Source organism: Methylorubrum suomiense (genome assembly GCF_022179765.1).
Classification (GTDB): Bacteria; Pseudomonadota; Alphaproteobacteria; order Rhizobiales; family Beijerinckiaceae; genus Methylobacterium; species Methylobacterium suomiense.
Genome location: NZ_BPRE01000001.1, coordinates 486,118 through 500,001, shown reverse-complemented (window position 1 = coordinate 500,001; position 13,884 = coordinate 486,118). Strand labels below are relative to the sequence as shown.

Annotated in this window: 7 protein-coding genes and 1 pseudogene; 4 read left to right on the top strand and 4 right to left on the bottom strand. The window is 68.6% G+C overall.

Annotated features, from left to right (window positions below):
* The first annotated feature begins 77 nt into the window (after positions 1-77).
* Positions 78-3,374 (top strand): hybrid sensor histidine kinase/response regulator, encoded by a 3,297-nt coding sequence (locus MFF26_RS02385; protein ID WP_238307428.1) that lies wholly within the window; start codon positions 78-80, stop codon positions 3,372-3,374.
* A gap of 21 nt (positions 3,375-3,395) precedes the next feature.
* Here the strand turns inward: MFF26_RS02385 and MFF26_RS02380 are convergent, their stop codons facing one another.
* Positions 3,396-4,499, bottom strand: coding sequence for an aldo/keto reductase (locus MFF26_RS02380; protein WP_137828989.1), 1,104 nt, complete (start codon positions 4,497-4,499; stop codon positions 3,396-3,398).
* Between the two features lie 94 nt (positions 4,500-4,593).
* On the opposite strand from MFF26_RS02380, the gene MFF26_RS02375 reads away from it, so the two are divergent.
* Complete coding sequence (locus MFF26_RS02375; protein WP_137828990.1) at positions 4,594-5,505, top strand: LysR family transcriptional regulator; 912 nt, start codon at positions 4,594-4,596, stop codon at positions 5,503-5,505.
* An 8-nt stretch (positions 5,506-5,513) separates the two neighbouring features.
* Here MFF26_RS02375 and MFF26_RS02370 read toward each other — a convergent pair whose 3' ends face one another.
* Positions 5,514-7,205 (bottom strand): methyl-accepting chemotaxis protein, encoded by a 1,692-nt coding sequence (locus tag MFF26_RS02370; protein WP_137828991.1) that lies wholly within the window; start codon positions 7,203-7,205, stop codon positions 5,514-5,516.
* 788 nt (positions 7,206-7,993) lie between these two features.
* Between MFF26_RS02370 and MFF26_RS02365 the strand changes: the two genes are divergently transcribed.
* Both MFF26_RS02365 and MFF26_RS26600 read left to right on the top strand, forming a co-directional pair.
* Positions 7,994-10,999: an RICIN domain-containing protein gene (locus tag MFF26_RS02365; RefSeq protein ID WP_137828992.1), complete on the top strand. Its 3,006-nt coding sequence runs from the start codon at positions 7,994-7,996 to the stop codon at positions 10,997-10,999.
* A 299-nt stretch (positions 11,000-11,298) separates the two neighbouring features.
* Positions 11,299-11,457 (top strand): annotated as a pseudogene (locus MFF26_RS26600) (IS5/IS1182 family transposase); the annotation flags it as partial.
* A 19-nt stretch (positions 11,458-11,476) separates the two neighbouring features.
* Here MFF26_RS26600 and MFF26_RS02355 read toward each other — a convergent pair.
* Positions 11,477-12,628, bottom strand: a complete 1,152-nt coding sequence (locus tag MFF26_RS02355; protein WP_238307455.1) for a YeeE/YedE family protein — start codon at positions 12,626-12,628, stop codon at positions 11,477-11,479.
* Between the two features lie 170 nt (positions 12,629-12,798).
* The gene (locus MFF26_RS02350) at positions 12,799-13,764 is read right to left on the bottom strand and encodes a sulfurtransferase (RefSeq protein WP_137828993.1); all 966 of its coding nucleotides are present in this window, start codon (positions 13,762-13,764) and stop codon (positions 12,799-12,801) included.
* Positions 13,765-13,884: the final 120 nt, after the last annotated feature.

Sequence of the window (13,884 nt, the reverse complement as noted above, 5' to 3'; positions counted from 1 at the left end):
GACATCCGCCCTTATCGGCCGAATGTCCGCGACCGGCCGTTTCACGGGGCGGGCTAACCTGTGTAAGCCCGGGTCCTATGACCGAGCGACTTCCCTTTCTGGCCGGCGGCGGTGAAGCCGCCCGCATGATCGCCGAGCGCGATTGGTCGGGTCATCCCCTCGGCGCTCCGGAGACCTGGCCGGAATCGCTGCGCACGGCGCTGAGCCTCGTCCTCAACTCCCCCGAGAGCATGATCCTGGCCTGGGGGCCGGACCTGCATTTCTTCTTCAACGACACCTACTTCCCGCTGCTCGGCCCGCGTCTGTCCTGGGCGATGGGCGAGCGGTTCGATCGCGTCTGGGCCGATGGCTGGGATCAGGCGAAGCCCATCATCGACGAGGCCTTCGCCGGCCGCAGCCGCCGCTTCGAGGATCTGCCCTGGAAGCTCGCCACCGACCGGGGCGAGGCCGACACATGGTGGTCGTTCTCCTATTCGCGGGTGCTGGACGGGGAGGGGCGCATCGCCGGCCTGTTCATCTTCACCAACGAGACGACGAAGCGGGTGCAGGCCGAAGCGCGGCGGCAGGAGGTCGAGGCGGAGTTGCGGGCCGAGCGCGACCGGGCGCAGGGCGTGCTCGCCAATATGGGCGACGCCTTCCAGCTGCTGGATCGAGATTTCCGCATCCTCGACGTCAATGCCGCGGCGATGCGCATGGAGACGCGGCCCCGGGAGGCGATCGTCGGGGGCCTGCAATGGGAGGTCTATCCCGATGCCGATCCGGCCTTCGAGGAGGCCATCCGGCGCGCCATGGCCGAGCGCGTGCCGGTGGCGCTGGAGCACCGCTACACCTGGCCCGACGGACGCTCCGCCTGGATCGACCTGCGCGGCTATCCTGTGCCCGAGGGGCTCGCCCTGTTCTACCGGGACGTGACCGCCCGGCAGGAGGCGGCGGAGCACTTGCGCCGCAGCGAGACGCTCCTGGCCGCGACCCTCGACGCGCTGCCGGTCGGTGTCATCATCGCCGATGCGCAGGGGCGCATCCTGCGCGACAACGCCGCCAACCGGACGCTCTGGGGCATGCCGCCGGAGACCGGGAGCTGGGAGCAGTACGGCGAGTGGGTCGGCTACTGGCCCGAGACCGGGGAGCGCCTGCGCGCCGAGGATTGGGGCATGACCCGCGCGATCCTGCACGGCGAGACCGTGCGGGGCGAATTGATCGAGATCGAGCCGTTCGACGGGTCGGAACGGCGCCAGTTCCTCAACAATGCCGCGCCGATCCGCGACACGACGGGCGCCATCGTCGGCGGCGTGGTGGCCGAACTCGACGTGACCGAGCGCATCGCCGTCGAACGGCGGCTGCGGGAGAGCGAGGCTCTGGTCCGGGAGCATGCCGAGCGCGTCCAGCTGGCGCTGGCGGCCGGGGCGATCATCGGCACATGGTTCTGGGACGTGACCGCCGACCGCTTCACCGTGGACGACGCCTTCGCCCGCGCCTTCGGCCTCGACCCGGCCCTGGGCCGGGTGGGGCTCAGCCTGGAGCAGGTGGTGGCGACGGTCCATCCCGACGACAAGGCCGGACTCGCGCGGGCGATCGAGGCTGCCATCCGCCGGGGCGGCGCCTATGCTCACCAGTACCGGGTGCGGCGCACGGACGGGCGCTATTACTGGATCGAGGCCAATGGCCGGGTCGAGCACGGCCGTGACGGTGGGCCGACCCGCTTTCCTGGCGTCCTCATCGATGTGGAGGAGCGCCGCGCCGTCGAGGCCGAGCGCGACCGTGCCAGCGCGCTCCTGCGGGAGAAGGCGGTCGAATTCGAGACGCTGGCCGACAACATCCCGGTCCTGTGCTGGATGGCGCAGGCCGACGGGCAGATCTACTGGTACAACCGTCGCTGGTACGCGTATTCCGGCACCGATTTCGCCGCGATGCAGGGCTGGGGCTGGGAGGCGCTGCACGATCCCGCCACGCTCCCTGCCGTGGCGGCGCGCTGGCAGCACTCGCTCGCCACCGGCGAGCGCTTCGAGATGACCTTCCCCCTGAGAGGGGCGGACGGCATCTTCCGGCCGTTCCTGACCCGCATCGTGCCGATCCGCGACGAGGCTGGTGCGGTGATCCGCTGGTTCGGCACCAATGTCGACATCACCGAGCAGCGCGCGGCCCAAGACGCCCTGCGCGACCTGAACGAGACCCTGGAGGAGCAGGTCGCCATCCGCACCCGCGCCCTGATGCAGACCGAGGAGGCGCTGCGGCAATCGCAGAAGATGGAGGCGGTTGGCCAGCTGACCGGCGGCCTCGCCCACGACTTCAACAATCTTCTCGCCGGCATCTCCGGCTCGCTGGAACTGATGCAGACCCGCATCGGCCAGGGGCGGCTCAAGGACGTCGATCGCTACATGGGCGCGGCGCAGGGGGCGGCCAAGCGCGCCGCCGCGCTGACGCACCGCCTGCTCGCCTTCTCCCGCCGCCAGACGCTCGATCCCAAGCCCACCGACGTGAATCGCTTGGTCGCCGGCATGGAGGAGTTGATCCGCCGCACGGTGGGGCCGACCGTGACCATCGAGGTCGTCGGCGCCATCGGCCTCTGGCCCGCTCTGGTCGATCCGCCCCAGCTCGAGAACGCGCTGCTGAACCTCTGCATCAACGCCCGCGACGCCATGCCGGAGGGCGGACGCATCACCATCGAGACCGCCAACAAGTGGCTCGACGACCACGCCGCGCGCCGCCACGACATGCCGCCGGGCGCCTATCTCTCGCTCTGCGTGACCGATACCGGCACCGGCATGAGCCCGGCGGTGATCGCCAAGGCGTTCGACCCGTTCTTCACGACGAAGCCCACCGGGCAGGGCACGGGCCTCGGCCTCTCGATGATCTACGGCTTCGCCAAGCAGTCCGGCGGGCAGGTGCGGATCTATTCCGAGCTCGGCCAGGGCACGACGGTCTGCCTCTACCTGCCGCGCCATCACGGCGCGGCCGCCGAGCCCGATCCCTTCGGCCCCCTGGTCGACGCCCCGCGGGCCGAGCAGGGCGAGACGGTGCTGATCGTCGACGATGAGCCGACCGTGCGGATGCTGGTGACCGAGGTTCTGGAGGATCTCGGCTACACCGCCATCGAGGCCGCCGACAGCGCGGCCGGACTCCAAGTGCTGCAATCGGACGTGCGGATCGACCTGCTCATCACCGATGTGGGCCTGCCCGGCGGCATGAACGGTCGCCAGATGGCCGATGCGGCCCGCGTCTCGCGCCCCAGCCTGAAGGTGCTGTTCATCACCGGCTACGCCGAGAACGCCGCGGTCGGCAACGGCCATCTGGAGCCCGGCATGGCGGTGCTGACGAAGCCCTTCGTGATCGAGGCGTTGGGGCTGCGGATCCGCGAGATGATTGCGCGGGGGTAGGGCGCCGGCCCGCCGGATCGGTCAGCCGCCCGCCCAGGCCTCGACCGTGCGGCCGCCGAAGATCTGCGTCTTCGGCAGCGCGAAGATGAAGTAGGGATTGAGGCTCGGCGGGGCACTGGCCGCGTCGAGGCGCTCCTGCTGCTCCGCGCTCAGGCTCACCTCCAGGGCCGCGACGTTCTGCGCGAGCTGCTCCGGACGGCTCGCCCCCACCAGCACCGACGACACGCCCGGCCGCCGCGCCACCCAGGCCAGCGCCACCTGCGCCATCGGCCGCCCGACCTCCTCCGCCACCGCCCGGAGGGTGTCGACGATGCGGAAATTGGTCTCCGTGAACAGCCTGCCGCCGAAGGGATTGTCGCCGTTGAGGCGACCGTCGCTGCCGCTCGCGGCCGTCGCGCCCGCCCGGTCGGGCACGGAGCCCGCCGGCCCGGCCCGGTCCAGCATGTCCCGGCCGTACTTGCCCGTCAGCAATCCCGCCCCCAGCGGGCTCCACGGCACCAGCCCGAGACCGAGCGCCCGGCCGGCGGGCAGGATGTCGAGCTCCACGCCGCGGTCGATGAGCGAGTAGGCGTATTGCAGCCCGATCGGCGCGGGCAGGCCGTGGGCTCGGGCGAGCGTCGCGATCTGCGCCGCGTACCAAGCGGGCGCGTTGGAGAAGCCGTAATAGAGGATGTCGCCGCGGGACACGGCGTCGGTGAGCGCCCGCAGCACCTCCTCCGCCGGCGTGGTGCGGTCCCAGACATGGGTCCAGTACAGGTCGATCCGGTCCGTGCGCAGGCGGCGCAGCGATCCCTCCAGGCCGGCGCGGATGTTGCGGGCGCTGTTGCCGCCGGTGAGCGGCGTGCCCTGCTCGCGGGAGAATCCCGATTTCGTCGCGATCACCAGCCGGTCGCGCAGGGAGCGTTCGGCCATGAAGGCGCCGAGCATCGCCTCGCTCTCGCCGCCCGAATACACGTCCGCCGTATCGATGAAATTGCCACCCGCCGCGACATAGGCGTCGAACATCGCCCGCGAGGCCGTCGCATCGCTGCCCCAGCGGCCGGCGCCGAAGGTCATGGTGCCGAGTGCCAGGGGGCTCACCGCCAGGCCCGAGCGGCCCAGGGTCCGGTAATGCGTCAGGTCCATCGCGGCGTCTCCTCGTCGAGAGCCGGAGATAGCGCCGGGCGCGGGAAGCGATTAGCCGTGATCGGCGGCAAGCGCTTGTGAAGGGCATTCAGCAATGCGGCGGGGGACGCTGGACGATCTCGCGGCCTTCGCGGCGGTGGCGCGCAGCCGCAGCTTCACCCGCGCGGCCGCCGAACTCGGCGTCTCGGCCTCCGCCCTCAGCCACGCGATGCGGGCGCTGGAAACGCGCCTCGGCGTCCGCCTGCTCGCCCGCACCACGCGCAGCGTCGCCCCGACGCCGGCGGGCGAGCGCTTGTTGCGCTCCCTCGATCCGGCCCTTGCCGAGGTCGCCCGCGGGCTCGCCGCGCTGGCCGACTGGCGCGGCGCGCCGTCGGGCACGCTGCGGCTGACGACCTTCGCCTACGCGGCGCGCACGATCCTCGAACCGGCCCTGCCGGGCTTCCTGCTCGATCACCCGGACGTCTCGGTCGAGGTCATCGTCGACGACCGTCCCGTCGACATCGTCGCGGCCGGCTTCGACGCGGGCATCCGCTTCGGTGAAACGGTGGAGCGCGACATGGTGGCGGTGCGGGTCGGGCCCGATCTGCGCACGGTGGTGGTCGGGACGCCCGCCTATTTCGCGCGCCTGCCCCCGCCCGCGACCCCGGCCGATCTCGAAGCGCATTGCTGCGTGAATTACCGCCTGCTCGGCGGCGGCGGGTTGCTGCCCTGGGAATTCGCCGGCGAGGGCCGGGAATGGCGCGTGCGGGCGTCGGGCCAGCTCATCGTGAACGACGGCGCCCTCGCGGGGGCGGCGGTGCGGGCGGGCGCCGGCCTCGGCTACATGCTGGAGGGCGAGGTCGCGGACGACCTCGCCGCCGGTCGGCTGGTCCAGGTATTGGACCCGTGGTGCCCGCCCTTTCCGGGCTGCCACCTCTACTATCCGAGCCGGCAGGTCACGCCCGCCCTGCGCGCCCTCGTCGAGGCCCTGCGCTGGACGGGCGGTGGTGCCGCCGGGGCGGGGTGACCGCCCCGTCAGGCGGCCCGCACGGTGGCCAGGAAGTGGGCCACCTCGCCCGAGAGATGCTCCGACTGGCGTGACAGTTCGGAGGCCGAGGCGAGCACCTGCGTGGCGGCGGCGCCCGTATCTTCCGAGGCGCGGGCCACGCCGACGATGTTGCTCGTCACCTCGGCGGTGCCGGTCGAGGCCTGGGCGACGTTGCGCACGATCTCTTGCGTCGCGGCACCCTGCTCCTCCACCGCCGCGGCGATGCCGGTCGCCACGCTGCTGATCTCGCGGATGCGCCCGGCGATCCCGCCGATCGCGGCGACGGCCTGATCGGTCACGCCCTGCACCTGACCGATGCGCTGGCCGATCTCGTCGGTGGCCCGCGCGGTCTGGTTGGCGAGCTCCTTCACCTCGGCGGCGACCACCGCGAAGCCCCGGCCCGCCTCGCCGGCGCGGGCCGCCTCGATGGTGGCGTTGAGGGCGAGCAGGTTGGTCTGCCCGGCGATGTTGGAGATGAGGCCGACCATCGCCCCGATCTGCTCGGCGGCCTGGCTGAGTTCCTGCACCAGCCGCGTGGTCTGGTCGGCCTCGGTCACGGCCTGCTGCGCGAGGTTGGCCGAACCCGCCACCTGCCGGCCGATCTCCAGGACGGAGGTGCCCAGTTCCTCGGCGGCGGCGGCCACCGTCCCGACATTGGCGGCGGCCTCCTCGGCGGCGGCGGCCACGGCGGTGGATTGGGCGGTCGTCTGCGTCGCGGTCGCGGTCATGGTCTGTGCCGTGGCCTGCAGCTCGGTGGCGGCGGACGAGACCGTCCCGACGATCGATCCGACCGCCCGCTCGAAATCGTTCGCGAGCTCGACCATGGTCCGCTTGCGCTCGACCGCGGCGGCCTCGTCGGCGACGCGCTGGATCTCGGCCTGCTCGGCCGCCTTCTGGGCCACCATCGCCTTGATGCCGTCGACCGCACGGGCCACCGCACCGACCTCGTCGCCGCGGGCCGCTTCCTTGATCTCGGCGTCGATCTCGCCCTTCGCCATCCGCTGGAGCACGCCGACGAGGCTGTCCAGGGGCCGCGAGATGCCCACCAGGGCGACGAAGAACGCTGCGGCGAGGCCGACCAGCATGCCGAACACGGTGACGCCGATCAGGGTGTAGCGGGTGTTGTTGGTCTGCTCGGTGAGGATATCGGAGCCCCGCTCCATGTAAGCGGCGATGTCCTCCGCCAGCTTGCCGCCCTCGGCGATGATATCCGCATAGGTCGGATCGATGGTGCGGTGGACGAGGTCGATGGCTTCGCCGTTTCGGTTGAGGGCGCCGAGGCGGCGCACTTCGGTGGCGTCGCCCACGAATTTCTCGATGCGGGTGCTGATCTGCTCGACGCGCGCGGTGTAGGTCGGTGCTTGTTCGCGCAGATCGGCCAGCGCCTTCTGGATCTTCGGCGCCGCCGCCTCGAACCCGTCATTGGCCGCCTTGATCTGCCCGTCCTCGGTCTCGGCGATGATCCGGTAGACCCAGTAATTGAGTTCGTACATCAGCCGGTTGGTGTACCGGACCGTTCCGACGGCCCGCGCTTCCTGGACGATGAAACGGCTATAGGCATCGTCGATCGCGAACATGCGCGATTGCGCATACCAGACGCAGCCGCCGACGATGACGGCAATCAGGGAGATGACCGACGCGAGCTTGGGGAGGACTTTGACGCGAGCGAGCAGAGACATGGGCGCTTCCTTGCAGATGCGACCATGATCGCCGCCGAATGCTTAATGGCAGCCTAAGAAATAACATTTCCTGTGTTTTGGGCGCGCGTCCGAGGCTGGAGATGGGCGCTGCTCAGCGGACGGTATCCGCCGATACAACCGGTTGAGGTTGCGGGCTCATCGGGTGCGGGCCAACGCCCGTTCGGTCCGCTGAGGCTCAGGTCACGGGCTACTCCATTTCGCTCCGCGCACGATCCTTTCGAACCGGAGATGGTGGGCGGGAACGGATCGATTCCGCTGAACCGATGCGCTCTTTCAGCGGTCGCCCGATCCGAGGGCGCTTGCGGCTGGGTTCGCAGCTCACCGCATGCCGCCGCACCCATCGCCCGCCGACCCGATGATGCACGGGATGCAGAGGTCCCACGCACGGCGCAATGGGGGGAGCAGAAACCAGTCTTACCAAGGGATATGAGCATAGCGGAGACGCGATGCGGAATTATATGATAGAAATCTGTGTTAAAGTTCGCGGAATTCGTGTCTTTCGATCATGCGCCCACCTCCATAATCAGAAATAATGAAAAAAATTATTTGTAGAGGTGCCGCAAAATCGCTCGGGGCGGCGCATCGCCGAGCTGCCATACACAATCGGCTTCGCCTGCTGACCGCATATACCCTCACGAACGAAGTAAAATTGCTTAGCGGCGCAGCTATTCAATGAATGTCGATCTGATCTGTCTGACCGTCATTTTTGCTAATGATAATACTGATTAACGAACTGCCGGTATAGTGTTCGTAGATAAACTCGATAAATGGAATTGTTTGCAGCAAATTGCAGAAGAGGACGGCTTGCCGGTATGACGTATCCATTTTCATGGCATCGAAAGTTGTTTGTACTATTCGCCTTATCGCTTGCGTTCGCGAGCACCGTCATCACATCCGCATGGGCTGATGTCGATTTCACCGGTGGAAATGGATCGGGGCCGATCAAGGCATCCCATTCCAATCTATGCTTGGGTTTGTCGAGCGGCAGCACTGCAGCCGGTGCGCAGATCATTCAAGAAACTTGCAACGGCAGCGCCGCGCAGTTCTGGCAAGCGAAGCCATTCGGGAGCGGCTTCACCGTCGTGAATCTGGCGACTGGCCAATGCCTCGATTCGCAAATTTCGAACACGGCCGGCGGTGCGGTGATTCAATGGCCGTGCAACGGCAGCGGCCAGCAGACATGGTCGGTCAAGGCCCGCGGCGGTGGAATCGGGCTCGTCTCGGCCTATTCGGGGCAATGCCTCGATGTGTTCGGCGGCTTCAAGGACAGCGGAACGAAGATCATCCAATGGGGGTGCCATAGCGATGCCAATCAGACGTTCGTCCCCGTCGCTCTCGCAACGGGCGACGGCAGCGCCCTCGCCGAGAGCAGCGGGCGCAGTCCGATCAGCTTCGCAAATCGAACGGGTGCCGGGCCGATCAAGGTCGCCCATTCCGGCCTGTGCCTGACGGTCCCAGGTGGCAGTACCACGGGCGGCACGCAACTCGTTCAAGAGCCCTGCAACGGGAGCATCGCGCAGACGTGGCAGGTCAATCGCTTCGGTGACGGCTTCAATGTCGTCAATCGGGCGACCGGCCTCTGCATCGACTCGCAGATCTCGAAAGTTGCGGGCGGCGCTATCATCCAATGGGCCTGCAACGGCATGGCTCAGCAGACATGGTCGGCCGTGGCACAAGGTGATGGGTTCAGCCTGACTGCGGCCTATTCGGGCCAGTGCCTCGATGTCTTCGGCGGCGACAAAGAGAGCGGCACCAGGCTGATCCAATGGAACTGCACCGGTAACACCAATCAGACATTTATGGCCGGCTCAGCGACGAGCGACGGCGGTAGCCTCGCGGGCGACAATCAAGGCGGCGGCGGTGGATCGAATCCGGCCGGCAGCGCGCAGATCGGTGGAAACGGTGGGTCGATCTCACCCGGCGCATCGCCCCCCGCTGCCACCGGCCTGATCGTGGCCCGTCATTCGGCGATGTGTGTCGCGAACCCGAATGCACAGATGGCGGCCGGAACCGGCCTGGTTCAATGGACCTGCGAGCCGAAGGCCACGCATATGGATTGGCGGTTCGTCCCAGTCGGCAACGGCTACGAGATCCAGAACGTGAAGTCGGGCCTCTGCCTCACTGTCTCCGGGGGCGCCACGGCCAACGGAGCCGGCACGTCGCAGCAGGCCTGCAACAGAAGCGCCGGCAGTCTCTGGACGTTCCGGAAGGTCGGAAGCTTCTTCGAACTGGTCGCGGCCCATTCGGGACGATGCCTCAACATCTTCGACTCGTCGCGTACGGACAATGCCGCGGTGATCCAGTGGGATTGTACGGCGCAGGACAACGCCTTGTTCTCGCTCGTTCCGCCGGCCGCGCCATCGTTCTGGACGGCGCCGACTTCGCTCGGGATCGTTCCGGCCGCAGCGACGATGCTGCCTTCGGGCAAAGTCATGATGTGGGCGGCGGAGGCCAAATATTACTTCTCCAACGGTAACGGAACGTGGTTCACGGTGTACGATCCGAAGACCGGCAGCTCCGAGGATACTTATATCGCGAACACCGAACATGACATGTTCTGCCCCGGGACAAACCTGCTGGCGGATGGTCGTCTGGTTGTCGCCGGGGGCATCACTTCGGGTGCGACATCGATCTACAATCCCGATACCAACCAGTGGAGTTCAGGTCCGAAACTCAACATTTCGCGCGGCTACAATTCCAGCGTGACGCTCTCCACCGGCGAAGCCATGACTTACGGCGGCTCGTGGTCGGGTGGCCCCGGTGGGAAGAATGCCGAGGTCTGGTCGCCCGAGACCGGCAATTGGCGCGTCCTCTCGAACGTCCTCGGCAATGCCGGTGCGGAATCGGGCAACAACATTTACCGCAACGACAACCACTTCTGGATGTTCGCGGTGTCGAACGGATCCGTGTTCCGTGCTGGGCCGAGTCGGGAGATGCATTGGATCGGCACCCAAGGGAACGGGACGCTGACCAGTGCCGGTAGACGGAGTGACGATGCCCACTCGATGAACGGCACCGCGACGATGTTCGACGTCAACCGGATCTTCAAGGCTGGCGGCGCGCCCAGTTACGAGAACGATCCGGCGAACGGGCTGACCTACACGATCGACATCAGCGGAGGCTCGGGAACCACCCCCGTGGTCAAGGCGGCGCCGCCTCTCGCCTTCGCCCGAGCCTTCCACAACAGCGTGGTCCTGCCGAGCGGGGACGTCGTCGTGGTGGGCGGTCAAACGATGCCGGTCCCCTTCACGGACACCACCGCGATCTATCATCCGGAGATGTGGTCGCCGACGAAGAACACGATGGTGCGTCTTGCGCCGATCGATGTGCCGCGCACCTACCACAGCGTCGCGCTCCTCCTCACCGATGGGCGCGTGCTCTCGGCGGGGGGCGGCCTGTGCGGGAATGGCTGCTCTCAGAACCACCCCGACCTGCAGATCCTGACACCGCCCTATCTCTATGCCGCCGATGGGAGCCTCGCGAGCCGGCCGGTCATCGTCAGTGCCCCCGCAAAGGCCTTTCTCGGGCGACCGATCACGACCGTCACGGACCGCGCGGTCGGCAGCTTTGCCCTCGTGCGCCTCGGCAGCAACACGCACACGGTGGACAACGATCAGCGCCGCGTGCCGCTGACGATCTCCTGGTCGAGAGGGACGCTGTACGGCCTTGCGTTGCCGGCCGATCCGGGGATCGTGACGCCCGGCAACTGGATGCTGTTTGCCCTCGATGCGAACGGCGTCCCGAGCGTCGCGAAGGTCATCCGCATCCGATAGGTCCGCCCGTGAACGCACTCTTCTTCATCCGGGGAAGAGCGTGCCGAGACAGGAACGAGAGCCGTGTCCGATCAATCTCGATCGGACACGGCTCTCCGTTGAGCCAGGACATCGCGGGCTCAGGGGAGAGCACATACAAATCGTTGTTGCGATTCGCGTTTTCTTCCTGGGCTTGCGCTTCCCCGCGCAGGGGGATCGCGATGGCACGGCCGTTGTCGCTCTCGGATTCACATCGGACACGGATCGCGCCGCACCTGCCCCATGGTCCACCGAGCTGAGTTCGGGTCGAGGGCAGCGGGTCGCAGCGCTGGGTTTGGCGGCGGCTGCTCGCTAAGATCGCCGCCGCAGGGCCTATCCCCGGTGCGTTGCTGCTCGATGCCGCGCACGTGAAGGCACATCGCCCGGCATCGGGCGGAAGCAGGGAGCCTGGATCTCGGGTCCGCGGTCGCGGCGCCGGACAAGATGCGCCGCGCGATCCTACGCCAGGGCGCCCAGCCGCCGCCCGGCCCACAGCGTCCCGGCGGCGCCGGCGAACATCGCGACGCCGAAGACCCAGCCGGAGACGGCGCCGGCCATGATGCCGGACAGGAGCGTGCCGACGCTGCAGCCCAGTCCCGTCATCGCGCCCCAGCCCAGCAAGACGCCGCCGGCCAGACCCCGGAACACCTGTCCGCGGCTCGGCACGGCCGGACGGAACTGGCCGGCGACGAGCGCCGCGGCGAAGGAAGCGAGCACGAGGCCGCCGATGAACAGGCCGTTGGGGGTGAGAACCGCGTCGCGCAGGGCGGTGGCGCAGCCGCGAAAGGTGTCGAGGCCTTCCAGCCGCTCCGGTAATATTCCGAAGGCGCCGGCCGCCTGACGCGAACGCCCGCCGATCTCGGCGGTGACGCCCAGCGGCCCGATCCGGAGATAGCTGAGCGTACCGAGCGCTCCGACTGCGAGCCCGCCGAACCAGACCGGCCAGCGCGCCACGAACACCGCGTGGAGCGGATCGGCCGCGTGGCGCGGCTCCGGCGCGGGCAGCCGGCGCAGCAGCGGCCACGCCAGGGCGGCGAGAAGCGCGAGGGAGAGGGCGAGACTGCCGGCGTAGCCCAGATGGCGCGGCAGCCAGAGCACCGGGGCTTCCGACAGGCTGGCCAGGTAGAGCGGGTTCCAGGTCAGGAAGCCGAGGACGAAGCCGAGCCCCGTGCCGAGCAGCGCGAACGGCGCCGTCGGCGAGCCTTCGCCCAGCCGGTAGAGATGGGCGCTGATGCAGGAGCCCGAGATCGCCATGCCGGCCCCGAAGGCGAGTCCGGCCAGCGCCAGCACGGGACCGACCGGGGCGATATGCGCGTCCGGCGGCAACCGCGTGCCGGACGGGTCCGGCATCCAGGCACCCAGCACGACCGCGTAGCCCGCGACCCCCACGGCGAGCGCCGCCAGGATGCCGAGCATGCCCCGGGGATCGCCGCTCACGAGGAAGTCGCGCCACTGGCAGTAGAAGCAGAAGCGGCTGCGCTGGAGCACGAGGCCGAACAACGCGCCGAAGACGAGCGAGAGGGCGAGCCGGGTGCCCCCCGCCCCGCCCGAGAGCCGCCACGCGGCCGCCGCGAGCCCGGCCGCGACCAGGCTCGCCAAGGCTGCCCGCAGCGGTTTTCCGCGGGCGACCGTGCCGGGCGCAGGCCCGGCCGGGCTCGGCGCCAGGGCCGGCACGAGACTGGCCCGGCTCAGATGCCGGGCCGGCTTAGCGGCGATGCCGAGCGAACCGACCGGCTCCGCCAGAGCGTCCGACCGGCGCAGGTGCCGGTTCGCTTGCCACTTCACTTGCCGCCCCAGACCGTCCCGGCTAGGTTCACCACCGGCACGCCCACCGCGTTGCCGTACTCGGTCCAGGAGCCGTCATAGTTGCGGGCGTCGTAGCCGAGGATGCGGCTCAGCACGAACCAGGAATGGCTGGAGCGCTCGCCGATGCGGCAGGAGGTGATGATCGGCTTCGAGCCGTCGATGCCCGCCGCCGCGTAGAGCGCCTTCAGTTCTTCCTTGGATTTGAGGGTGCCGTCCGGGTTCACCGCCTTGGCCCAGGGGATGTTGACCGAGCCGGGGATGTGACCGGCGCGGATCGCCAGTTCCTGGATGCCGGCGGGGGCGATGATCTTGCCGCTGAACTCGTCGGGGGAGCGGATGTCGAGGATCTGCTCGTCCCGCTCCTTCTTCGCCACCGCCAGCACATCGGCGAAGCGGGCGCGGAGCTTCCCCGAGGGCGCTTGCGCGGTGAAGGTCGAGGCGGGCACCTCGGCGGTGCGGGTGTCGAGCGGACGCTTCTCGGCCTCCCATTTTTTGCGACCGCCGTCGAGGAGCTTGACGTTGTCGGTCAGGCCATACTGGGCGAACACCCAGGCGCCCCAGGCCGCGAACCAGTTGTTGTTGTCGCCGTAGAGCACCACGGTGGTGTCGCGATCGACGCCGAGGCGCCGGGCGAGCGCGGTGAACTTGTCGGGGCTGGCGATGTCGCGGCTCACCGTCTCGACGAGGTCGGTGTGCCACGCGACGTTCTGGGCATTCGGGATATGCCCGCGCTCGAACACGCCCGGCTCCACGCTGACCTCGACGATCCGGAGATTCTTGGCATCGAGATTCTTCTCCAGCCACTCGGTGGAGACGAGCGGGCTGCTGTTCGCCGCGCTCTCCTTCGCGGGTTTTGTGGCCGGTTCCTGGGCCGCGGCCGGGGCGGCGGGCAGGAGGACGGCGGCGGCGACGGCGAACAGGAAGGCGGATTTGCGCAGCACGGGTGAGGCTCCGGACAAGGCGGCAGCGATCGACCGGAGCGGCGGCGGCCGTTCCGTCGGGGGCTTGCTTCGAGGGAAATTGGGCAGGTCCGGCGGTGCTCCGGCCGCACCTCGAGGACA